General features: G+C 63.8%; 17 protein-coding genes and 1 pseudogene. 12 read left to right on the top strand and 6 right to left on the bottom strand.

The genetic code is table 11. From position 1 onward, the window contains the following. Positions 1–41: 41 nt before the first annotated feature. The 6 genes from U1737_RS02140 to U1737_RS02115 all read left to right on the top strand — a co-directional run bounded on the left by U1737_RS02140 (position 42) and on the right by U1737_RS02115 (position 7,777). Complete coding sequence (locus tag U1737_RS02140) at positions 42–1,178, top strand: thiolase family protein (RefSeq protein WP_332795414.1); 1,137 nt, start codon at positions 42–44, stop codon at positions 1,176–1,178. After that, complete coding sequence (locus tag U1737_RS02135; RefSeq protein ID WP_332795636.1) at positions 1,178–3,496, top strand: 3-hydroxyacyl-CoA dehydrogenase/enoyl-CoA hydratase family protein; 2,319 nt, start codon at positions 1,178–1,180, stop codon at positions 3,494–3,496. Before U1737_RS02140 ends, U1737_RS02135 begins: the two co-directional genes overlap by 1 nt. 325 nt (positions 3,497–3,821) lie before the next feature. Next, entirely contained in the window at positions 3,822–4,232 is a 411-nt protein-coding gene (locus U1737_RS02130) for a DUF2147 domain-containing protein (protein WP_332795413.1), read from the top strand. Between the two features lie 62 nt (positions 4,233–4,294). Next, complete coding sequence (locus U1737_RS02125; protein WP_332795412.1) at positions 4,295–5,626, top strand: OmpP1/FadL family transporter; 1,332 nt, start codon at positions 4,295–4,297, stop codon at positions 5,624–5,626. 108 nt (positions 5,627–5,734) lie between these two features. Next, positions 5,735–7,222 (top strand): deoxyribodipyrimidine photo-lyase, encoded by a 1,488-nt coding sequence (locus tag U1737_RS02120; RefSeq protein WP_332795411.1) that lies wholly within the window; start codon positions 5,735–5,737, stop codon positions 7,220–7,222. A gap of 108 nt (positions 7,223–7,330) precedes the next feature. Next, positions 7,331–7,777: a ferritin-like domain-containing protein gene (locus U1737_RS02115; protein ID WP_248520833.1), complete on the top strand. Its 447-nt coding sequence runs from the start codon at positions 7,331–7,333 to the stop codon at positions 7,775–7,777. A 73-nt stretch (positions 7,778–7,850) separates the two neighbouring features. Here U1737_RS02115 and U1737_RS02110 read toward each other — a convergent pair whose 3' ends face one another. The 4 genes and pseudogenes from U1737_RS02110 to U1737_RS02095 form a co-directional block, all read right to left on the bottom strand. Continuing rightward, positions 7,851–8,135 carry a DUF3325 domain-containing protein gene (locus U1737_RS02110; protein WP_248521459.1) on the bottom strand — a complete coding sequence of 95 codons (285 nt, stop codon included), beginning with the start codon at positions 8,133–8,135 and terminating at the stop codon, positions 7,851–7,853. A gap of 31 nt (positions 8,136–8,166) precedes the next feature. Further along, positions 8,167–9,759 carry a PepSY-associated TM helix domain-containing protein gene (locus tag U1737_RS02105; RefSeq protein ID WP_332795410.1) on the bottom strand — a complete coding sequence of 531 codons (1,593 nt, stop codon included), beginning with the start codon at positions 9,757–9,759 and terminating at the stop codon, positions 8,167–8,169. Continuing rightward, the gene (locus U1737_RS02100; protein ID WP_332795409.1) at positions 9,756–10,070 is read right to left on the bottom strand and encodes a hypothetical protein; all 315 of its coding nucleotides are present in this window, start codon (positions 10,068–10,070) and stop codon (positions 9,756–9,758) included. The genes U1737_RS02105 and U1737_RS02100 overlap by 4 nt, the downstream gene beginning before the upstream one ends. Before the next feature lie 22 nt (positions 10,071–10,092). Next, a pseudogene (locus U1737_RS02095) lies at positions 10,093–12,324 on the bottom strand (TonB-dependent siderophore receptor). Positions 12,325–12,529: 205 nt separating this feature from the next. Between U1737_RS02095 and U1737_RS02090 the strand changes: the two are divergent. Then, entirely contained in the window at positions 12,530–13,411 is an 882-nt protein-coding gene (locus U1737_RS02090) for a polysaccharide deacetylase family protein (protein WP_332795408.1), read from the top strand. Between the two features lie 27 nt (positions 13,412–13,438). On the opposite strand, the gene U1737_RS02085 is transcribed toward U1737_RS02090, so the two are convergent. Further along, a complete protein-coding gene (locus tag U1737_RS02085; protein WP_332795407.1) occupies positions 13,439–15,250 on the bottom strand; it encodes a DUF885 domain-containing protein in 1,812 nt (603 codons plus the stop codon). 136 nt (positions 15,251–15,386) lie between these two features. Beyond that, entirely contained in the window at positions 15,387–15,656 is a 270-nt protein-coding gene (locus U1737_RS02080; protein WP_093400148.1) for a GlsB/YeaQ/YmgE family stress response membrane protein, read from the bottom strand. A gap of 170 nt (positions 15,657–15,826) precedes the next feature. On the opposite strand from U1737_RS02080, the gene U1737_RS02075 reads away from it, so the two are divergent. The 5 genes from U1737_RS02075 to U1737_RS02055 all read left to right on the top strand — a co-directional run bounded on the left by U1737_RS02075 (position 15,827) and on the right by U1737_RS02055 (position 21,566). Further along, positions 15,827–17,302 carry a PAS domain S-box protein gene (locus tag U1737_RS02075; protein ID WP_332795406.1) on the top strand — a complete coding sequence of 492 codons (1,476 nt, stop codon included), beginning with the start codon at positions 15,827–15,829 and terminating at the stop codon, positions 17,300–17,302. Between the two features lie 720 nt (positions 17,303–18,022). Beyond that, positions 18,023–19,195, top strand: coding sequence for a zinc-dependent alcohol dehydrogenase (locus tag U1737_RS02070; RefSeq protein ID WP_332795405.1), 1,173 nt, complete (start codon positions 18,023–18,025; stop codon positions 19,193–19,195). Positions 19,196–19,267: 72 nt separating this feature from the next. Continuing rightward, entirely contained in the window at positions 19,268–19,471 is a 204-nt protein-coding gene (locus tag U1737_RS02065) for a hypothetical protein (RefSeq protein WP_332795404.1), read from the top strand. 330 nt (positions 19,472–19,801) lie between these two features. Beyond that, on the top strand, positions 19,802–20,305 hold the full coding sequence (locus U1737_RS02060) for a YciE/YciF ferroxidase family protein (protein ID WP_332795403.1): 504 nt from the start codon (positions 19,802–19,804) through the stop codon (positions 20,303–20,305). Positions 20,306–20,732: 427 nt separating this feature from the next. Further along, positions 20,733–21,566 (top strand): NHL repeat-containing protein, encoded by an 834-nt coding sequence (locus U1737_RS02055; protein ID WP_332795402.1) that lies wholly within the window; start codon positions 20,733–20,735, stop codon positions 21,564–21,566.

Here is a 21,566-nt window from a genome sequence, read left to right as displayed (position 1 = left end):
GCAAGCGTTAACCGGGTCGACCGCAATATGAGAGGATCATCGTGACCAACGTCGTCATCGCCGGGTACGCCCGTTCGCCGTTCCACCTCGCCGGCAAGGGCGAGCTCGCCCGCGTCCGTCCGGACGATCTCGCCGCGCAGACGATTCGCGGGTTGCTCGACAAGACCGGCGTCGATCCGGCCAAGATCGAGGACATCATCCTCGGCTGCGCCTTCCCCGAGGGCGAGCAGGGCCTCAACGTCGCCAAGCTGATCGCGCAGATCGCCGACCTGCCGATCTCGGTCGGCGGCATGACGGTCAACCGATTCTGCGGCTCGTCGATGAGCGCGATCCACATCGCCTACGGCCAGATCGCGGTCGGTGCGGGCGAGGCGTTCATCTGCGCGGGTCTCGAGTCGATGAGCCGCGTGCCGATGGGCGGCTACAACCCCCTCCCCAACCCCGCGCTCGCGAAGAAGAGCGCTGGGGCGTACATGGGCATGGGCGAGACCGCAGAGAACGTCGCGCGGCAGTACCAGATCACGCGCGCCGAGCAGGACGCGTTCGCGGTCAAGAGCCAGGACAAGGCTTCCGCCGCACGCGCCGATGGTCGCCTGAGCGACGAGATCGTGACGATCCAGACCAAGGCGGGCCCGGTCAGCCAGGACGGCACGATCCGCGCCGGCACGACGACCGAAGCGCTCGCCGGTCTGAAGCCCGCGTTCAGCGCGGAGGGGTCTGTGACGGCCGGCACGTCCTCGCCGCTGACCGATGGTGCGTCCGCGGTGCTGGTCACATCCGAGGAGTTCGCCAAGAAGCACGGCCTGAGGATCCTCGCGCGGATCAAGTCGATCGGCGTGTCGGGTTGCGCGCCCGAGACGATGGGGCTTGGCCCGATCGGCGCGTCGAAGAAGGCGCTGGAGCGTGCGGGCATCACCGTCGCCGACCTCGACGTGGTCGAGATCAACGAGGCGTTCGCGAGCCAGGCGATCGCCTGCATCCGCGACCTCGGGCTGAAAGACGAGACGATCAACCTCGATGGCGGCGCGATCGCGATCGGTCATCCGCTCGGCGCGACCGGCGCGCGGATCGTCGGCAAGGCGGCCGCGCTGCTGTCGCGCGAGGGCGGCCGTTATGCGCTGGCGACCCAGTGCATCGGCGGCGGTCAGGGCATCGCAACGGTGCTGGAGCGCGCATGATGGTCGATCAGGTCAAGAAGGTCTGCGTCATCGGCGCGGGCGTCATGGGCGCAGGTATCGCGGCTCAGGTCGCGAACGCCGGCATCCCCGTGCTGCTGCTCGACATCCTCCCCCGCGAGGGTGATGACCGCGATGCGGTGGCCAAGGGCGCGGTCGCGAAGATGCTCAAGACCGACCCCGCGCCCTTCATGTCGAAGCGTGCGGCCAAGCTGGTCGAGACGGGCAACATCGACGATCACCTGGACCGCGTCGCCGAGTGCGACTGGATCGTCGAGGCGATCGTCGAGCGGCTCGATATCAAGCAGGCGCTGTACGCCAAGCTCGAGGCGTTGAAGCGTCCGGGCACCGCGGTGTCGTCGAACACCTCGACGATCCCGCTGGGCAACCTCGTCGAGGGACGTTCGGACCAGTTCAAGGCCGACTTCCTCATCACGCACTTCTTCAACCCGCCGCGCTACATGCGGCTGGTCGAGATCGTTCGTGGCGAGCACACCGACGTCGCGGTTGCCGAGAAGGTCGAGGATTTCGTCGATCGCTTCATGGGCAAGCGGATCGTCCGGGCGAAGGATACGCCTGGCTTCATCGCCAACCGCATCGGCACCTACTGGCTGGCGATCGCGATCAATGCGGCGATGGACCAGGGGCTGACCGTCGAGGAAGCCGACCAGATCGGCGGCCGTCCGATGGGCGTGCCGAAGACGGGCATCTTCGGGTTGGTCGACCTCGTCGGCGTCGATCTGATGCCGTTGCTGTCCAAGAGCCTGTCGTCCACGCTGCCCGCCGGCGATCCGTATTTCGATACGGTCCGCCCGCTGCCACTGGTCGACAAGATGATCGCGGAGGGCTTTACCGGCCGCAAGGGCAAGGGTGGCTTCTACCGCTTCGACAAGGCGACCCGGACCAAGCTCTCGCTCGATCTTGCGACCGGCGAGTATCGGCCCGAGGCGAAGCCCGCGGACCTCCCCGGCAAGACCGGCAAGGACCTCGCCGCGCTGATTGCGGAACCGGGCAAGATCGGCACCTACGCGTGGTCGATCCTCGGCAATACGCTGTTCTATGCGGCGATGCTCGTCGGCGAGGCGGCGGATGACGTCGTCGCGATCGATGACGCGATGAAGCTCGGGTATAACTGGAAGTACGGACCGTTCGAACTGATCGACCGGATGGGGCCGGGCGTGCTCGCCGCGCGCCTCGCCGACGAAGGCCGCGACGTTCCCGCGATCCTGACAACCGCGGGCGATCGTCCGTTCTACCGTGTCGAGAACGGGCAGCGTCAGTATCTCACGGCCGACGGCGAGTATGCCGACGTGCCGCGTGCGGACGGTGTCGAACTGCTGGAGGACATCAAGCTCCGCTCGCAGCCGATCCTCCAGAACCTGTCGGCATCGCTTTGGGATGTCGGCGACGGCGTCGCGGCGCTGGAATTCCACACCAAGATGAACGCGCTCGACGATCAGGTCGTAACGTTGATCAACGAGGCGATCCCGGTCGTCCGCGAGCGTTTCAAGGCGCTGGTGGTGTATAACGAGGCGTCGAACTTCTCGGCTGGTGCGAACCTCGGCGCGGCGATGTTCGCGGTCGGGGCGGGCCTGTGGGACATGGTCGAGGCCAGCGTTTCGGGCGGGCAACAGGCGTACAAGGCGCTCAAATACGCGCCCTTCCCGGTCGTCAGCGCGCCGGCGGGCCTAGCGCTCGGCGGTGGATGCGAGATCCTGCTCCACTCTGACGCGGTGCAGGCGCATGCCGAGACCTATGCGGGGCTCGTCGAATGCGGCGTCGGTCTCGTCCCCGGCTGGGGCGGCAATGGCGAGATGCTCGACCGCTGGACCAAGTCGGGCATGGTGCCCAAGGGCCCGATGCCCGTGCTGACCAAGGTGTTCCAGAGCATCTCGACCGCGGTCGTCGCCAAGTCGGCGGCGGAGGCGAAGGAGATGATGATCCTGCGCAAGGACGACGGCATCACGATGAACCGCGACCGGTTGCTGGCGGATGCGAAGGCCAAGGCGCTGTCGCTGGTCGAGGGCTATGTGGCACGGGAGAAGCCGACCTTCCGCCTTGCCGGCGAGAGCGGCCGGACGGGTCTGAACATGGCGGTAGCGGACTTCCACAAGAAGGGCATGGCGACCGAGTACGACCTCGTCGTCGCGGATCGCCTTGCGGAAGTGCTGACGGGGGGCGAGGCCGATCTGGTCGACACCGTGACCGAGGACCAGTTGCTGGACCTCGAGCGCGCGGCGTTCATGGCCAGCGTCAAGGATCCGCGGACCCAGGCTCGGGTCGTCCACATGCTGCAGACGGGCAAGCCGCTGCGGAACTGAGGCACAGCACTCGCTCCATCCACTCCGTCACCCCGGACTGGTTCCGGGGTCCACCGTTCCGCCCACTCGATGCCGTCGGGTGTGCGGAACGGTGGATGCCGGAACGAGCCCGGCATGACGGAGTCCTCGTGACGAAGTGGGTGCATGAACACTTTTTCACCCGCTGGAATCGGTAAGAAGGCTTGACTTGTCTTCGTACAATTCTAGTCGAGACCGATAGCTGCCGTATACGGCAACAGGGTCGCGGTAACGTCGACGGCCTGACGAGACATTCGGTGACCGTACACATACGGCGCCATCAAACGACACAAGGAGAGGATAGAAGATGTCCCTGTTGATTATCGGTGCGCTGCTCGCTGGCGCTTCCGCGACGACCGAGACCGTGATCGGTCGCTGGAAGACCGAGACGCACAACGCCATCGTCGAGATCGCCCGCTGCGGCCCGTCGATCTGCGGCAAGATCCTCACCTCCGACGCGTTGCGCGCGAACCCTTCGATGAAGGACGCGAACAACGCGAACACCGCGCTGCGCAACCGCCCGATCCAGGGCATGCAGATGCTGAGCGGCTTCAAGGCCGACAAGGACGGCGTCTGGAGCAGCGGCCAGGTCTACAATGCCGAGGACGGTAAGACCTATAGCGGCAAGATCACGCCCGTTGGCGCCAACCAGCTGAAGCTGCGCGGCTGCGTCTTCTTCCCGCTCTGCAAGACCCAGACCTGGACGCGCGTGCGCTGAGACGCGACGCGCCACCTCCACCAAATCCCCGACCAATCAGTACAGCTTTCAGGATCGTGTTCATGTCTCTGCGTACCAAAGCCCCGCTCCTCGCGGTTTCCGCGCTCGTGTCCGCCTTCGGGTTCGCCAGCACCGCCTATGCCGACGCCTTCTATCTCCAGGCGCAGTCCGCACGCGGCGCAGGCCGTGCATTCTCGGGCGAGGCCGCCGACACCGGCGCGGCATCCCTGTGGTGGAACCCAGCGGCGATCGCCGGCATCCGCGACGGCAGCGTCACGCTGAGCGCAACCGCGATCCTGCCCAAGGGCGACGTGGTCGACAACGGGACGATCATCGGTCGCCCGACCTTCTCGACAGCCGGTCAGCCCACCGGCCTCAACTACACCCCGGTCGGCGGCAACGGCACTTCGCGCGATCCGATCAACAAAGGCGTGGTGCCGTCGGGTGCCATCGCCTATCCGCTGACCGACCGGATCGCGATCGGCGTCTCGGTGACGTCGCCATTCAGCTTCACCACCAATTACGAGGCGAACAGCTGGGCGCGGTACACGGCCGACAAGACGCGACTGCGGACGATCGACGTGCAACCGTCGATCGGTATCGTGGTGACCGACTGGCTGCGCGTGGGTGCTGCGCTGAACGTCGAATATACCGATGCGACGCTCAACAACGCGCTACCCAACCTGTCCGCCGCGCTGCCGGACGGGTTCCAGGAGTTGAAGGGCGATGGCTGGGACTTCGGCTGGACCGCAGGCGTACAGTTGCACAACGACTTCGCGACCGTCGGCGTCAGCTACAAGTCGAGCATCCGCCACAATCTGAAGGGCAGCCTGAACATCACCGGGCTGGTCGGGCCGCTTGCCAGTTCGAACGTCTCGATCGATGGCGCCAAGGCGAGCTTCAACACGCCCGGTCAGGTGATCGTCGCGGGCCGCGTCCGTGCAACGAATGCACTGACGCTCAATGCGCAGGTCGTGGCGTACAATTGGAGCAAGTTCGACACGATCGATCTCGGCGCGCCGCTGAACACCGCGATCCCGGAATTCTACCGCGACAGCTGGAGCCTCGCCGGTGGCCTCGACTACGACGTCACGCCCAAGGCGACGATCCGCGCCGGTATCCAGCGCACCAAGACGCCGACGCAGGACGGCTTGCGCGATGCGCGCGTGCCCGATGCCGACCGCTGGACCTATGCGGCGGGTGGCTCGTACCAGTTGACGTCGCACATCGCTCTCGACGCAGCGGCGCAATATGTCGACTTCTCCGACACGACGATCGACCGCGTGACGGCAGCGTATGCAGGAACCGCGGTGCAGACGCCGATCATCACAAATGGTCTGTTGCAGAACGCGCACGCCGTCGTGCTGTCGCTGGGTGGCCGGATGACGTTCTGACGTCGCCCGGGGTGCGTTGCCGGTCCGGCGGCGCATCCCGACTTTGCCGGATCTCGTTGGGGGCGCGTAAGGCGGGGATCGTCCGAGTCATCCATGGGTTGAGCAACGATGAACACCCGTCTTCCCGATGCTCTCGCCTCCTGGTCCGAGGCGCCTCGCGTTCGATCGCTGAATGGGCACGATGTCCTTCCCAAGGCACGCTACGTCCTGTGCTGGGTGCAGCAGGCGTTGCGCGCGCGCGACAACCCGGTGATCGATGCGGCGATCTGCCTCGCGAATGACCTGGGTCTTCCCGTGCTCGTCTATCATGGCCTGCGCGAGGATTATCCTTACGCGTCGGATCGACTGCATCGGTTCATCCTGGGCGCAAGCCGCGATCTCGCGCGAGACTGCAGGCAGCGTGGTCTCGCCTGCATCCAGTATGTCGACCGGGCAGAAAAGCGTGAAAAGGGGCTCGTCTATCGGCTGGCGGCAGACAGCGCTGCGGTAGTTATAGAGGATCAGCCGACGTTCGTTGCGCGCTGGCAATCGGAGCGTGTCGCGGCGCGGGTGGATCGCGCGGTCTTTGCAGTCAACGCTGCCTGCCTCGTACCGCCTGCCGTCCTCGGCGACGACATCGGTTCGACGACCGCGTTCCGCCGCCGCCATCAGCCCGCCCGGGGGGACTGGCTGACGACCGCCGACCTGACACCCGAAGTGCAAGCCTATGACAGTCCTCTGCCCTTCAGTCCCGACCAACTCGGCACCAGCACGGATGCCGACATCGATCGGCTCGTCGCTGCCGCCGCAATCGACCATTCGGTGCCGCCGAGTGCGATGTTCCCGCTTGGTCGCGAGGGGGCTTTGACGAAGCTCGAACGCCTGATGGATACCGTGCTGCCGGTCTATGCGACCGCGCGCAACGACGCGACCAATCCCATCGGCGCCAGCAGCCTGTCTCCCTATCTGCATTTCGGGATCGTCGGCCCGCGCGAGATCATGGCCACCGTCGAGGCGGCGGATGCCGCGGCCGGAGCCAAGGAGAAGTTCGCCGACGAATTGCTGACGTGGCGCGAATGGTTTCATTATCAGGCCCGTGCACTGCCGGCACCGGAAAGCTACGCACGGATTTCGGGATGGGCGCGTGAGACGCTAGAGGCGCATGCGCCGGATCCGCGACCGGACCTCGAGACGCTCGACGCCTTGCTTCACGGCGAAACACGGGATGAAACGTGGAACGCGTGCCAACGACAGTTCCTGGTCGATGGCTGGATGCATAACAATTTGCGGATGTACTGGGGCAAGCGGATCATCGCCATGACACCCGATCCGACGACGGCCTGGGCGACGGCATGTTACTTGAACGACCGGCTCAGCCTGGATGGCCGCGATCCCTCGACCTATGGCAATATCGCCGCGTCGTTCGGGGGAGGATCGCCCGGCCAGGATCGTTCCGCCATATACGGAAAGGTGCCGACACGATCGGACGGTTCGACCCGGCACCGCCCCGATGGCCCGGCATGGATCCAGGCGGCCGCCGCACGTCCCCGCCCCGAAATATCGGTTCCCGCCGTCGTGCCCATGACGCTCTATCTGACGGGCGAGACGCCGATCTGATTGCGTCGGGTATCGATATGGTCTCAGACGAAATTCATGGCGTAAGACGTTTTGAACGCGACTTAATACCGCGGCGATCGTTGAACGGACTTCATCACAGGAGCTACCATGAGCAACGATAACGACGTGTCCGTCCTGAACGGCCTTATCAAGACGACCCTCGACAGCATGAAGGGGTATGAGGACGCCGCCAAGGACGCCGAGAGCACGCAGTATGCGACGATGTTCGCAGACTTCGCGCGCGATCGCGCACAGGTCGCGACGCAGCTTCAGGGCCAGGTCCGCACGCTCGGCGGCGAGCCGGAGATGGATTCGAGCATGCTGGCGGCGGCGCACCGCACCTTCATGGATCTGAAGCAGGCGCTGACCGGCAAGGACGACAAGGCCATCATCTTGGAAGTCGAGCGCGGCGAAGATCACATCAAGGCGAAGTACGAAGCGGCGATGAACGACACCGCATTGTCGCCGGCCACGCAGAAGGCGATCGCCGACGGCTATGCATCGGTCCGCGAAGGCCATGACAAGATGAGCGCGCTCAAGCACAGCATCGCCTGATCGATCGGGGCGGCCGGTTCCGGCCGGCCGCCCTTCATGTTTTAGACGGAACGGGTACCGCCGGGCTGGCCAATCATGTCGAGCGACGGTCGACCTTTCGCATATTTTTCCCCACCGGAACGAAATTGAGCACCATGAAGGCCAAGCCGGCCCCCGTCATGAGTGCAGCCGTCCACAGGATCGGACCAAAGATCCAGCCGCGTATCAGTATCGCCGGGGCTGCGCTGACGACCAGAATGGCCCATCCGTTGATCCGCAACATCCGGCGTCGTGCAAATCCAACGCTCGCGTCGAACCACCGACGGTGATGCGCATCGGTGGCAAGGCCCAGAAGCAGGAACGCGATCGTGGTCAACATCGGCACTACGATACTCATTCGCTCGTCTCCTTCATTCGGCCGGCTGCAATAGGCTGCGCTCTGCGCGTGGTCGTGACGGTCGATCCCGTCTGACGAGAGGGCGGTGCAATGCGACCCTTTTGGCCAGGATCAGGAAGGCGACACCGAATGCCAGCAACGTCGCGTCGACGCCGGCGATGACGCCATCGCCGATCGCGATCATCGCCCCCATTCCGCGATCCGTGGCGACGATATCATAGAGCGGCAGGGTGACGAGCAGCACCCCGGTCATGGCGAACAGCGTCGGCCAGCCTTTCGATGACTTGGCGACGAACGCGGTCAGCGCGGCCAGTCCCCAGGCGATGAACAGCGCATGGACCTCCCAGGCGGCCCGACCTGCCAGGGTCGACGGCAGCAGGCGGTTCGCCCAGAAGAAGCAGGCGATACCAAGCGGAAAACCGCCGATCACCGCGACGTTGAGCCACTCAACCAGGCGAAACCCAAGATGCGGCCGGTTCGGGTCGGTCAGACGCTCACGCCGTTTCACGGTCCATAACACGAGGCCGCTCGCTACCATCAGCGTACCGGCGATACCGAACAGGAAATATAGCCAGCGCCCGCCATAACCGGCGAACCGTCCGGCATGCAGGCCGATCATCGCCCCCGCAGTCTCGGCCGCGGCGCCGGGCGGGGGCGAACGCCAGACGAGGTCCCCTGAGACACCGTCATAGGCCAGCCGGGGGGTTCGCGAGGACAGCATCGAATTGACGCTCTGGCTGACCGATATGCGGGCCGCCGCGTCGCCGGGATCGCTGACCTCGATAAAGCTCGCCGGCGCGCCGAGCCGACGTTCGGCATCGGCGGCGATCGCTCGCAAGTCGACGAGCGGTGCGGGCCGTCCGGTGCGCTCGACGACGGCAGCGGTCGGGAACAGCGTTTGCGACACGGTGCGCTCGTTGGTGTAATTCGCGACGACCGCCCAGGGCATCAGCAACGCCATCAGCGTGACGAGCCCGGTATAAGTGATCATCAGGTGGAACGGCAGCGCCAGCACCGCGGTCGCATTATGGCCGTCGAGCCAAGATCGTTGGCCCTTGGCCCGCCGCAGCGTGAAGAAATCCTTGAAAATCTTCTTGTGCGTGACGATCCCGCTCAGGATGGCGACCAGCATCATCATGGTCGCAAAGCCGACGAGCCACCGCGCCCAGATCACCGGCATATACTGGAGATCGAAGTGGAATCGGTAAAAGAACTCCCCACCCCGTGTGTCGCGCGCCTGCGCGACCTGACCGTCGGCGCCGATCAGCGCCTGGGTGTCGCGGCGACCGCGCCGGCCACGTCCGCCCTTCTCGCCGGGTTTCGGCTGCGGGACCCAGAATAGCTGCGCACCCGGCGACCGGTCGGTCGCCACCGCGATGATCCAGCTCTTCGCATCGGGGGCCTTCCTGGCAAGGAACGCCTGCGAGCCCGCCAGCACCCGCATCGGCTGTTCGACGCGCGCAAGCTCGGGGCGCATCCAGCGATTGAGCCCTTCGCGCCAGAACGCGATCGTGCCCGCGACGAAGACGAGGAACAGGATCCAGCCTAGCAACAGCCCGGACCAGGTGTGCAGAAACGCCTGCGACTGTCGGAACCCCTTGCTCATAGCCGCCCCGTCGCGTCGATCGAGCCCCACGCGATCGCGCCTGCGGCCGCGCCGGCCGCAGCGAGCGTCCAGATCGCGCGCCAGCCGCTACGCGCCGCGAACGACCACATGGCTGCCACCGCGCACAGCACCAGCGCGATCAGCGAAGCGGTCACGCTCGCCTCCGCCCGATCGCCGGGCAGCATGCGCGCGATCGCCATCGCCCACAGACTTGACGTCGCGTAGCCGAGCGGCACGGCCGCGACGATGCGCAGGGCAATATCCCCGCGTCTCGCCCCGCGTGCACGCGCATGACCGTCCCCTGCCGTCATCGTCCCATCCCCCCCGCGGCGATCATTCGAACGTGTACCGAAGCGTGGCGAACGCGGTGCGCGGGCTGCCGTAATAATTGCCGCGACCCGTGGCGGCGATGCGCGCGTAATAGGTCTTGTCGAGCACGTTGTTGACGTTGACCGACACGCCCAGCCGCTCGGTCAGCTTGTAGCCCGCCCGCAGATCGACAACGGCATAGCTCCCCTGCCGGACGATCGTCGACGGACGGAACGATCCGTTCGCGTTCGTTCCTGCGCCGACGCCGCCGTAGGTGCTGCCGAACCACGTCACCCCGCCGCCGACGCTGACGCCTGCCAGTGCGCCGTCGGTGGGCGCATAGTTGGTGAACGCCTTCGCCATGTGCTTCGGAATGATCGGGACCAGCGGCAGACCTTCGTTCGCGGTCGTCTGGTCCTCCAGATATTTGGTCCTGGTGTAGGTGTAGCCGCCATTGATCCGCCAGCCGGGCAGGATCTCGCCCGACGCCTCGGCCTCCACGCCGCGCGCGCGGACCTTGCCGGTCTGGAGCACGACGGTCGCGATGTCGGGATCGTTGAACAACCGGTTGGTCTGGGTGATCTGATACGCCGCCGCCGACAGCAACAGCCGATCGTCCATCAGCGACAGCTTGGTTCCCGCCTCATATTGCGCGCCGATCAGCGGCTGGATCTGCTCGCCATCGGGTCGTGTCCTTCCAAGCGGTGCCGCCTGCGGCGTGAAACTGTCCGCATAGCTGGCATAGAGGTTCAGATCGGGCGTCACATCTTAGACCAGCCCGGCATAGGGGGTGAAGCGATTGTCTATGCTATAGCGCGTCGGCGCGGGCAGCACGCCGCTCGGCGCCAGCAATGTGGCCGTCGTCGTGTCCCACCACGTCAGGCGCCCGCCACCGATCAGCGTCACCCCGTCCACCGGACTCAGGCGCATCTGCCCGTAAAGACCATATTGCTCGACGTCGGTCGACGACCCACCATAGACTTGCAGCACGCAATTGGCCGGCGCCGGTACGATCGCGGTGCTGGTGTTGGGGCACGTCGCGCCACTGCCCTGCACCGGATAATAGGGTGACGCAGCGTACGGATCGAGCGGCGGTTCGAGCGGCGAAACCGGGTTGTAGACGTCGATCCGCGCGTAATTGGACAGGCGCGTGAAATACGACGTGCCCGAACTCGCCTGATAATCCGCGCCGAGGATCAGAACCTGGTCGCGCCCGAACAATGGGAAGCTGCCGATGCCGTTGAAATCGAACGAACGCGTCTGCTGCTTGCTGTCGCCACGATACGCGATGTGGCTGGTCGTACCATTGGTCACGGTGACCGGCTGGTTGCCGATATAGCTGTAGATGTCGACACGATCGACATCGGTGAACAGGCCAGTCGCGCGCAGCGTCCACCGATCGCTGATCTTGTGCGTGATCTCGGCGAACCCTGTCCAGGTCTCCGCGTTGAACCGATTCCAGTCGGCGCCGAGATAGGTCGACCGCTTCACGTCGAGCAATCGCCCATCGCTGCCGTCGAGGCCACCGAGGATGCCGGGCAGTCCCGACTGGACCGCCGGACGGAAGCGATCGTAATTGCCGCCGATGGTCAGTGTGGTGCGATCGCCGATCTCTAGCGAACCGACCGCGAAGCCACCGATCCGGTTGCGGTGCGCGGTATCGAAGAACTGGTCCTGGTCCTGCGCCATGGCGCCGACACGCAAGCCTGCCTTCGCACCGATCGGCGTCGAGACGTCGAGTTCGAACCGGGCATTGTCATAGGTGCCGTAACCGGCACTCGCTTGCATCCTGAACGTGTCGAGCGGGCGCTTGCGGATCATGTTGATGCTGCCTGCGGGGTTACCCGAGCCACTGAACAGTCCGGCGGGGCCGCGCAGCACTTCCAACCGATCGTAGAAGAACAGGTCGGGGACGGCCGACGGAAAGTTAAACGCAAAGCTCGGCACGCCGTCGATCAGGTAATTCGAGATCGCGAAACCGCGCGAGAAAAAACTAGGGTCCTCGCTGCCGACGCCATTGACCGTGATGCCGTTGGTCGCGGTCAGCGCATCTTCCAGCGTGAACAGGTTCTGCGCCTCGATCTGGTCGCGCTCGATCACGGTGATGGTGTTCGGCGTATCCTTCAGCGGCGTGACCGTCTTGCCGACTTCGCGACCATAGCTTTTGCCGAGCACAAGGATCTCGTCCGACTTCTGCGCGTCGTCGGCGGCTTCGGCAGCGTTGCCGACCCGCGCCGGCTCGGACGCTGCAACCATCTCGGGCGCACCTACGAACGCCGCCCCGGCTAGTAGAAAACTCGTTACACTCATGCTGAACCCCCGTTATGCAGGTCCACTACCGTGATCGCTTTTGCGAGTCACTATCAATATCAGCATTTTGTCATTTTGACCGGGAAGATTGTTTCGGCCTGTAATTCGCCAGCATCGTGCATCGCATCGTGTGCCGATACGTTGCATCCCTATGAATCCCGTATCTGTTGTCCGCTATCCGTATCGGCCGATCATAGGCCGCCCCGATTACGATTGGCCCGATGGCAAACGGCTCGCGATCTACCTCGGCGTCAATCACGAGGTCTTCGATTTCGGCGGTGGCTTGGGTGCCGAACTGGCGCCGTCGCAGACCGATCCCGACGTGATGAATTACGCCTGGCGCGATTATGGGAACAGAGTCGGGGCATGGCGCTTGTTCGAGCTGTTCGACAGGCTCGATCTGCGGACGACCGCCTTGTTGAACGCGGATATACTCGATCGGTGTCCGGGCCTTGCCGAGGCCTGTCGCGACCGCGGCGACGAGATCGCAGCGCACGGACGGACGAATGCGCGCGCGCAGGCGACCATGTCCCACACCAGTGAACGCCGCATGATCGCCGACGTGACGCAGCGACTGGCAACGCTGGGCATTCGCCCGACGGGCTGGCTCGGCCCGTGGATTTCGGAAAGCGCCATCACACCCGACCTTCTGGCCGCGGAAGGATATCGCTACGTGCTGGACTGGGCCCATGACGACCAGCCGACGCGCCTCGCCACCACGCATTCAAGCCTGTTGTCGATACCGTATTCGCAGGAAATCAACGATCTGCCCGCCGTGATCCAACGTCATCAGGAGGCCGATGGTTTCGCGACGATGATCCGCGCCGCAGTCGCCCAACTACTGTCCGAGGCCGACCGCCGCCCCTCGGTCCTGGGGATCGCGTTGCATCCCTATATCATGGGCCAGGCGCACCGCGTCCCGGCCCTTGCTAAAATTCTCGAGGAACTCCGCGAGGCGAACGATCCGCGGATCTGGTGGACGACGACGGGCGCCATCGCCGAGCATGTCGAAACGCACGATCTCGCGGTGTGAGCCGCTCGATTGCCGAGCACCGCGATCCTATCGGCGACGGTCCGCGATATACCGGGCGACCTGCTCGTCGAGCACATCCAGGGGCAATGCGCCCTGGCTCAGGATCGCTTCGTGAAAGTCGCGAATATCGAAGCGGTCCCCGAGTTCGCGCTTGGCCCGATCGCGCAATTCGGTGATCTTGAGCTGCCCGACCATATAGCTCGTGGCCTGGCCCGGCCAGTTGAAGTACCGGTCGACTTCGCGACCGATGTCGGTGTTCGAAACCGAACTGTTCGCCTTGAAATACGCAACCGCCTGTTCGCGCGTCCACCGCTTTGAATGGATACCGGTATCGAGCACCAGGCGGATCGCACGCCAGACCTGGAGCGACAGCATGCCGAACCGGTCATACGGGGTCTTGTAGACGCCCATCTCGTTGGCAAGCCGCTCCGAATACAGTCCCCAACCTTCGACATACGCGCCATAGCCGCCGAATTTGCGAAACTTCGGGATACCCGCCAGTTCCTGCTGTCGGGCGATCTGGAAGTGGTGGCCGGGCGCCCCCTCGTGCGCGGCAATGCCAGCCACCTGAACCTTCTGCGTCTGGTTCATGTCGACCAGATTGACATAGTAGATACCGGGACGCGAACCATCGGCCGATGGCGGATTGTAGAAGGCGGTCGACGCCGTGCCCTCGCGCCATTTCTCGACCGCGCGAACCTCGAGCGGCGCCTTGGGCAGCGTCCGGAAATAGCGCGGTGCCGCGACCATGACCGACACAATCACGCCGCGCGCATCGCTGAGATATTGCTCGCGACCTTCAGCCGTATTCGGATATTTGAACTTCGGATCGGTACGGATCTGATCGAAGAACGCCTCCAGCGTTCCGGTGAAGCCCACCTCGCGTTTGATCGCCTCCATCTCCTGGCGGATCGCGGCAACCTGCTTCAAACCCAGTTCGTGGATCTGGTCGGCGGTCAGTTCCGTGGTGGTCGAACTCTTCAGTCGATCGGCGTAATAAGCCGCACCGTTAGGCAGGCTCCATGCGCCAAAATTGCCTTTGGACCGTGGCTCGATTTCGTCGAGAGCGGTCAGCAGCACGCCGTACCCCGTGCGAAACGGCCCGGTCAGCGCAGCGCGGCCATCGGCCAGCAACTTCGTCTTCACGGCCGCCGGCGCAGCCAGTGCGGCAATCTTCTTGCGAAAATCCGACCAGACGCTTGAATCCGGACCGGTGTCGAACGGCGCGCCGGTGATGATCGCCTTTGCATCGGCGCGCGCCGGGGCGAAATTGACCTTGTTCGGGATGATGCCCGCCGCTGCCTGCGTCCGCATCGTCGCGGACACCTCGCGCATGACGCGCTCGGTATCGCGAAGGCGCGCCACGTACGCCGTCGCATCGGCCACCGTGTCGACCTTGTGGTTGTTGATGAGCAGGACCGGGATGTCACCCGCCGGACTGCCGTTGGTCGAGACCGGAAAGCGTAGCTTGCGGAACTGCAACGACTGTCGACCGCGCTCGACTTCGTACTCGAACAGGCGGTAGCTGACACGGGCACTGTCGCCGAGTTGCGCCGGCTTGAACTGCGCGCGCATCGCCGCCAGTTGACGCTCGGCCAGCGCTTCCGCACGAAGCGCGGCGGCATCCGTGTAATCGTCCAGCCGGCCGTAATTGGTTTTCAGGCCCAATTGCGTCTGCGATTCCGGGCTGAGCGCGAGTTGCTCGTCATACGCCCCGTCGAGGAAAACCAGCAACGCCGCGTCCCGTGCGGTCGAGGTCGATACGGCCTCCGGCGCCGCAAGATTGGCCTGCATGAGCGGAACAGCCGGCAGCAGGATGAGGGCAATAGCTAGACGCATGAATTCTCCGATCGACGCTCTTGTCGCGCGCCATCGGATGCAATGCAATCGTGCGTTACGGCATAATCGGCGGTTTCAGCAGCCGGATCATGACGGATGGTGGAGGGCGGCACGCGAGCGCCGCCCTCCGGTCCGCTCAGCGCACCGTGCCGCGACGAAACATGTTGACGATCGCGAGCAGGATCACCGCGCCGACCAGCGAAATCAGGATCGACTGGATATTGAGCGCGCCGTCCATGATCGAAGCGCCACCGATCAGCGGCGTGATGAGAAAGCCGGCCAGCAGTGCGCCGACGATGCCGACGACGACGTTGAGAAAGACGCCCTGCTGCGCATCGGTCCGCATGATCATGCTGGCGACCCAGCCGATGAGTCCGCCGACGACGAGAAGGATGATGAGGTTCATGATAGGCTCCTGGATGCTATTGGTACAGGTGACTAAACAGTCTCACCGACCGATCCGTTCAGATCGCGGGCGCCACCACGATTTCGAAGTTGGTGCCCAAGCACTGGGTCCATTGGTATATTTGCGCCGCCACGATGGGAACCGACAGCCCCGCGCGACGCTGAACCGCAATGACCAAGACCCCCGCCAAACCGCTCCACGCCCCGACCCTGCACCATCTCGAACAGTTGATGACCGGGCTGCTCGAAGGCGTGATCCTGCTGGATCCGACAGGGACGATCCTGAGCGCCAACCCGGCTGCGCTGAGGATGCACGGCGTCCGCACGGTCAAGGACCTCGGGCAAACCGCCGACGAGTACGCCACTCGGTTCCGGCTGCGCTATCGCGATCGTCGCAAACTGCCGCGACGCGAATATCCTCTGATGCGGCTGCTCGCCGGCGAGAGCTTCCCCGACCTGATCGTCGAGGTCGCGCCGGTTGACGCCGACGAGCCGCGATGGGTGCATCAGGTGCGCGATATCGTCATGGACGAGGATGGCGGCGAGCCGGATTGCCTCGGGCTCGTCATCAATGACGTCTCCGAGCGCTTCGACGCGGAGGATCGGTTCGAGGCGATGTTCCACGCCAACCCGGCCCCTGCCCTTATCATCCGCGTCGCCGACCAGCGCTATGTGCTCGTCAATCAGGGCTTTCTCGATCTGTCCGGCTACACCCGCGATCAGATCGTCGGCAAGACACTGTTCGATGTGGACTTTCTCGCGGAGGTCGACCGAAAGGCCTTCGTCAAGGACTGCATTTCCGCTGGCAAGACGATCCCGCAGCTCGAAGCGGAACTGCCGCTTGCGAATGGCGAAACCACGCTCGTCATACTTGCGGGCCAGCCGATCGAGATCTCCAATCAGGACTGTCTTCTATTTACGTTCGCCGACCTCGAACCGCGGCGGCGGGCGGAGCATGCGTTGAAGGCAAGCGAACGTCACTTCTCTTCGGTATTCGAAATGGCACCGGTCGCGATGGTCGTGACGGACGGCGCGGACAACCGCATCGTCCAGGTCAATGCCGGGTTCAAGGCGCTGACTGGACATAGTGAGAGCGCCGTAATCGGCCGCGTCGCCGACGACCTGCAACTCTGGAACGATGCGGCGCAGCGCGACGAGCTTGAGGTTGAAATCAGCGAGCATGGCGGCTTCCGTGGTCATGATGTCCAACTGCTGCACAAGACCGGCGAAATGGTCGATTGCCTCGTTTCGGCCGAGCGGATCAGCATCGATGGAGCGCCCTGCGTGCTGTGGCTATACCAGGATATCTCCGCGCGCCGTCGCGGGGAACTGGCGCTCGTCGAGGCAATCGACGCGGTCATGAACGATGCCAACTGGTTGAGCCGCTCGATCATGGATAAGCTGGCGACGCTGCGAAACCCGCGCGCACCAGGGCAGGCATCCGCCCCGCCAGCCGATCTCAGCAAGCGCGAACGCGAGGTGCTCGAACTGATCTGCCAGGACATGGACGACGCGGCTATCGCGGAACGGCTCGGTCTTTCGCGCAACACCATACGCAATCATGTCGCACGCCTGTATGCGAAGATCGGCGTGAACCGCCGAAGCGCGGCGATCGTCTGGGCGCACGAACGCGGTGTCGGCGCCTGACGTTCGAGGCTAATCCGACACTCGGGTTCGGCGCATTGGTCATGCTATGATGGCGCTCTCAACCGTCCAGTCATAGTCGATCGACCCGTTGAATTAGCTAGCGACGCTGCGTCGTATGAGCGTGCATCCGAACCTTCGTTGGTGGACGGTGGCTCGACCTGCGGCCCACCGCTATCGTGACCATTGCCCGTCAGCCGGTAGAACATGAGAAACGTGGAAACGGTCAAGCATCGTTCGGTCCGGTAGAGTTCCTCCGCAAAGCGGCCACCCCGGCCCACACCACTAAGTCATTATGATAATGTGACTTATCGGGACATAAGTCGTCATGATCATTATCAGACATAGGACTGTGGTCGATCGGACCATTTAGAGAAAGACAGTCGGCATCTCAGGTCAATATCTCATGGTTAATCTTGATCAGTAAGAAATTCAGAGATCAGATAGATCATCAAGGAACGATGTAAGGCCTTCGATCGCTGTGATTTCGACGATCGAAAATCACGACCTTAACATCAGTTAGTATCTGGGTTTTGATGACAGATTGACGAAACCTATAAATATCCGTCTTGACCTATACTATCCACGATAATGTTTTAATCGATACTAGGTCGTTATTATCCGCTCATATCATTGTTCGATACATTCGTTCCGCTTGCGTAGCCGCTCGACGAGCACTGAATCACCGCCTCCGTTCCTTATATAACGTTAAAGGATATCTTCATGCGTGCACTCGTTTGGCATGGCAAAGGCGACGTCCGCGTCGATACTGTAGCCGACCCCGAAATCAAGCATCCGCGCGATGCGATCATCAAGGTCTCGGCCTGCGCGATCTGCGGGTCCGATCTGCATCTGCTCGACGGGTATCAGCCGACGATGCAGGCGGGCGACATCCTCGGTCATGAGAATATGGGCGTCGTCGTCGCGCTCGGCTCAGAGGTTACCAACCTGAAGATCGGCGACCGCGTCGTCGTGCCGTTCACGATCAGCTGCGGCGACTGCTTCTTCTGTCGCAAGGGACTGTTCTCGGCGTGCGAGCGGACCAATCCGAACGCCGAGATGGCGATCAAGGCGATGGGCCATTCGCCCGCCGGCCTGTTCGGGTTCAGCCATATGCTGGGCGGCTATTGCGGCGGCCAGGCCGAGTATCTGCGCGTGCCGATGGCCGATATCGGGCCGATCAAGGTGCCCGACAACGTCACCGACGACCAGGCGCTGTTCCTCTCGGACATCTTCCCAACCGGTTATATGGCCGCCGAAAACGCGAACATCGAAGAAGGCGATACGGTCGCGATCTGGGGCTGCGGTCCGGTCGGGCAGTTCGCGATCCGCTCCGCGCTGATGCTTGGCGCCGGTCGCGTGATCGCGATCGACGAGGTTCCCGAGCGCCTCGCGATGGCCGAAGCCGGCGGCGCAGAGACGATCAACTTCGCGGAGGTCGACAGCGTCTATGACGAACTCCAGTCCCGCACCAAGGGCCGCGGCCCCGACAGCTGCATCGATGCGGTGGGTGCGGAGGCTTCGGGCCACGGCGCCGTCGTCGCGGTGATCGACAAGGTGAAGGCTGCGACGTTCCTCGCGACCGACCGCGTGCATGTGCTGCGCGAGGCGATCATGAGCTGCCGGATGGGCGGCACGATCTCGATCCCCGGCGTCTATGTCGGGATGGGCGACAAGATCCCGATTGGCGCGATGATGAACAAGGGGCTGACGATCAAGACCGGTCAGACCCACGTCCAGGCCTATACCAAGCCGCTGCTCGCGCGGATCGAGGCGGGCGACATCGACCCGAGCTTCGTGGTGACGCATCCAGCCAGCCTCGAGGATGCGCCCGAGATGTACCAGAAGTTCCGCGACAAGCAGGACGGCGTCATCAAGGTCGTACTGCGCCCGTGATGAACCCGGGGGACGAAGCGCGCATGGCGGTTCGTCCCTTACCTGCCCCCTCGATACGGTGAGGAATACGCCATGAGCGACAAAGTCCTGATGCCGGTAAGCGGCAATCCCGATACCAAGGGCGCCCCCGACGGTGTCGGCGCGTCACCTGCAGGCAAGAGCGGCGAGGACGTGCACGGCCGGTCCGCGGCCGGAGAAAGCGGCGGCGGCGCCTATCCCAATCCGCATGCCGGCAAGGTCGCAACCAACACCGGGTTCATGGCGCCTGGCGGCTAGAGCGACGTCGCCTATCACGGTGGGGGTCAGGCCGGCGAAGACGGCGGCAGCGCGCCCAATGGCGTCGCTGGATCGGACAGCGATCCGGGATCGACGATCGCCGCCGACCCGGATGCGGATCGTACTTCACGCGGCCTCGCAGGGGATGGCGGCTCGATCGATGTCGTCGAGACCTCGGGCATCGCCGAAGCCGAGGCGGGTGGCAAGATCGGCACCGATGCCCGCTACGAGGACGAGCAGAAGCATTCCGGCTCTGGCTGACTTTCCCGCCGTATCTGATCTCCAACATTAGACCGGGCATGCCGCCCGGCGCAGAAAGAGGATTCCATCATGTCGGCACCCGAAGATCTCAAGGACATCTATACCGACGAGCTGAAGGACCTCTGGTCGGCGAACGACCAGATGAAGAAGGTTCTGAAGAAGATCACCGCGAAGGCCAGCGACGAAGCGTTGAAGACGATGCTGACCAAATCGCAGGCTGGGATCGAGAAGCACACCGATATCCTGAAGGACCTGATCGCATCGAACGACGAGAAGGTCTCGAAGGAGCATTGCAAGGGCATGGAAGGTCTGACCGCCGAGGCGACCAAGCATGTCCTCGAGGACGGACCGGACAAGGGTCCGCTGCTGGACGTTATGATCATCGCGCAATATCAGCGCATGACGCATTACGGTATCGCCGGGTTCGGCACGGCGGCGGCCTATGCCAAGGCGCTCGGCCTCAAGGGCGACCACAAGACGCTGAGCGCGGCCACCAAGGACATATATGGCGGCGACGAATATATGACGAAGCTCGCCGAGACGAGCGTGAACATTCAGGCCAAAGACGCGTAAAGACCGATCGCCCGCTGGTTTGTCTTCAGCGGGCGACAACTCGCGTTTGAGCGCGTGCCTCCCGCACGAAGCGGAGCGTGTTCGTCCGAGCGAAACGGCTATGCGCCCGGTCGACACGGGCGACCGACATCGGTTGTTGCACCGCGATCTAGCCCGCCGTCATCAAGCGAATGGGGGACCATGCGGAACCTCCCTGCCGCCTATCGCTTTGCAACAGCGATAGGAGTTTTGCCATGTCGTTGATTACCCGTCGCCAAGGTCTTTGGACGCTCGCGGGGGGAGTCGTCGCCGCGACGGCTATCGGCGCGCGCGGGATCGCGCAAACCGTTCCTAAGTCCAAGACGAGCGTGCAGACGCTTGCCGTCGTCGAAAAAATGAGGGGCGCGTCGCGTTTTACGCCGTCCCCGGGGGAAAACGCGTCGGCGTGGTGACATTGGGGATCCAGCCGCACGAGATCGTCGCCGACCCTGCGGGTAGGTTTGCCTTTGTCGGCGATTACGGCGTCGAAAGCTGGAAAGCCGCAGGCGTCGGTGGCGATAAGATCTGGGTCATCGATCTCGATCGGAGGACATTGGCGCGAACGATCGATCTATCCCCTTTCGGCCGACTTCACGCGGTAAGAATGGACAGGAAGGGCCGGCTATACGTCTTGTCGGAAAAGGATAGCGTCCTGGCGCGCTTCGACACACCGGCGACGGACAAGGCACCCTCGAGACTGGTCCCGGTCAACGGAACGCGAAGCCACTATCTGGTTGTCCGCCGCGACGGGGATCGCGCCTATATTGCCGATACCATGAGCGGCGCGGTCATCATGGTCGATCCGGACGACACCGGCGTCGCACCGGTACGCCGGCATATCGGCGTTGCTCCTGAAGCCATGACGTTGAGCGTCGACGAAGAGACCCTGTTCGTCATCGATCGTCCGAGCGGCACGTTACATGCGCTCGACGCGACATCGCTGGCTCAACGCTCGCAACGCACAATGCGCGGTGAAGCCGTCCGGATCGTGACCCAAACCAATGGCAAGCTGATCGTTTCGAATACGCAGGACAAGAGCTTGTCGCGACTGAACCCGACGACATTGGCAGAGGAGGACTATCTTCCGCTTCCAGCCGCGGCACCGGGCCTGACCATTATTGGCGACACGGTCTATGCGTCGTTGCAGAGCGACCGGGTGGCGATCGTCGATCTGCGCGCGTGGAAAATCGTCGGCGGTTTCGGGACTGGGTCGGCGCCGGACTCCGCAATCCCGATGCGGTGA

It is taken from the genome of Sphingomonas fucosidasi (genome assembly GCF_036663855.1).
GTDB lineage: Bacteria > Pseudomonadota > Alphaproteobacteria > Sphingomonadales > Sphingomonadaceae > Sphingomonas > Sphingomonas faeni_B.
Note: the sequence above shows the minus strand (reverse complement) of the source record. Positions and strands in the feature narration are given on the sequence as shown.

Coding starts and splice junctions, on each gene's coding strand:
- U1737_RS02135 (WP_332795636.1), top strand. CDS start 1,178: ATGGTCGATCAGGTCAAGAAGGTCTGCGTCATCGGCGCGGGCGTCATG.
- U1737_RS02130 (WP_332795413.1), top strand. CDS start 3,822: ATGTCCCTGTTGATTATCGGTGCGCTGCTCGCTGGCGCTTCCGCGACG.
- U1737_RS02125 (WP_332795412.1), top strand. CDS start 4,295: ATGTCTCTGCGTACCAAAGCCCCGCTCCTCGCGGTTTCCGCGCTCGTG.
- U1737_RS02120 (WP_332795411.1), top strand. CDS start 5,735: ATGAACACCCGTCTTCCCGATGCTCTCGCCTCCTGGTCCGAGGCGCCT.
- U1737_RS02115 (WP_248520833.1), top strand. CDS start 7,331: ATGAGCAACGATAACGACGTGTCCGTCCTGAACGGCCTTATCAAGACG.
- U1737_RS02110 (WP_248521459.1), bottom strand. CDS start 8,135: ATGTTGACCACGATCGCGTTCCTGCTTCTGGGCCTTGCCACCGATGCG.
- U1737_RS02105 (WP_332795410.1), bottom strand. CDS start 9,759: ATGAGCAAGGGGTTCCGACAGTCGCAGGCGTTTCTGCACACCTGGTCC.
- U1737_RS02100 (WP_332795409.1), bottom strand. CDS start 10,070: ATGACGGCAGGGGACGGTCATGCGCGTGCACGCGGGGCGAGACGCGGG.
- U1737_RS02090 (WP_332795408.1), top strand. CDS start 12,530: ATGAATCCCGTATCTGTTGTCCGCTATCCGTATCGGCCGATCATAGGC.
- U1737_RS02085 (WP_332795407.1), bottom strand. CDS start 15,250: ATGCGTCTAGCTATTGCCCTCATCCTGCTGCCGGCTGTTCCGCTCATG.
- U1737_RS02080 (WP_093400148.1), bottom strand. CDS start 15,656: ATGAACCTCATCATCCTTCTCGTCGTCGGCGGACTCATCGGCTGGGTC.
- U1737_RS02075 (WP_332795406.1), top strand. CDS start 15,827: ATGACCAAGACCCCCGCCAAACCGCTCCACGCCCCGACCCTGCACCAT.
- U1737_RS02070 (WP_332795405.1), top strand. CDS start 18,023: ATGCGTGCACTCGTTTGGCATGGCAAAGGCGACGTCCGCGTCGATACT.
- U1737_RS02065 (WP_332795404.1), top strand. CDS start 19,268: ATGAGCGACAAAGTCCTGATGCCGGTAAGCGGCAATCCCGATACCAAG.
- U1737_RS02060 (WP_332795403.1), top strand. CDS start 19,802: ATGTCGGCACCCGAAGATCTCAAGGACATCTATACCGACGAGCTGAAG.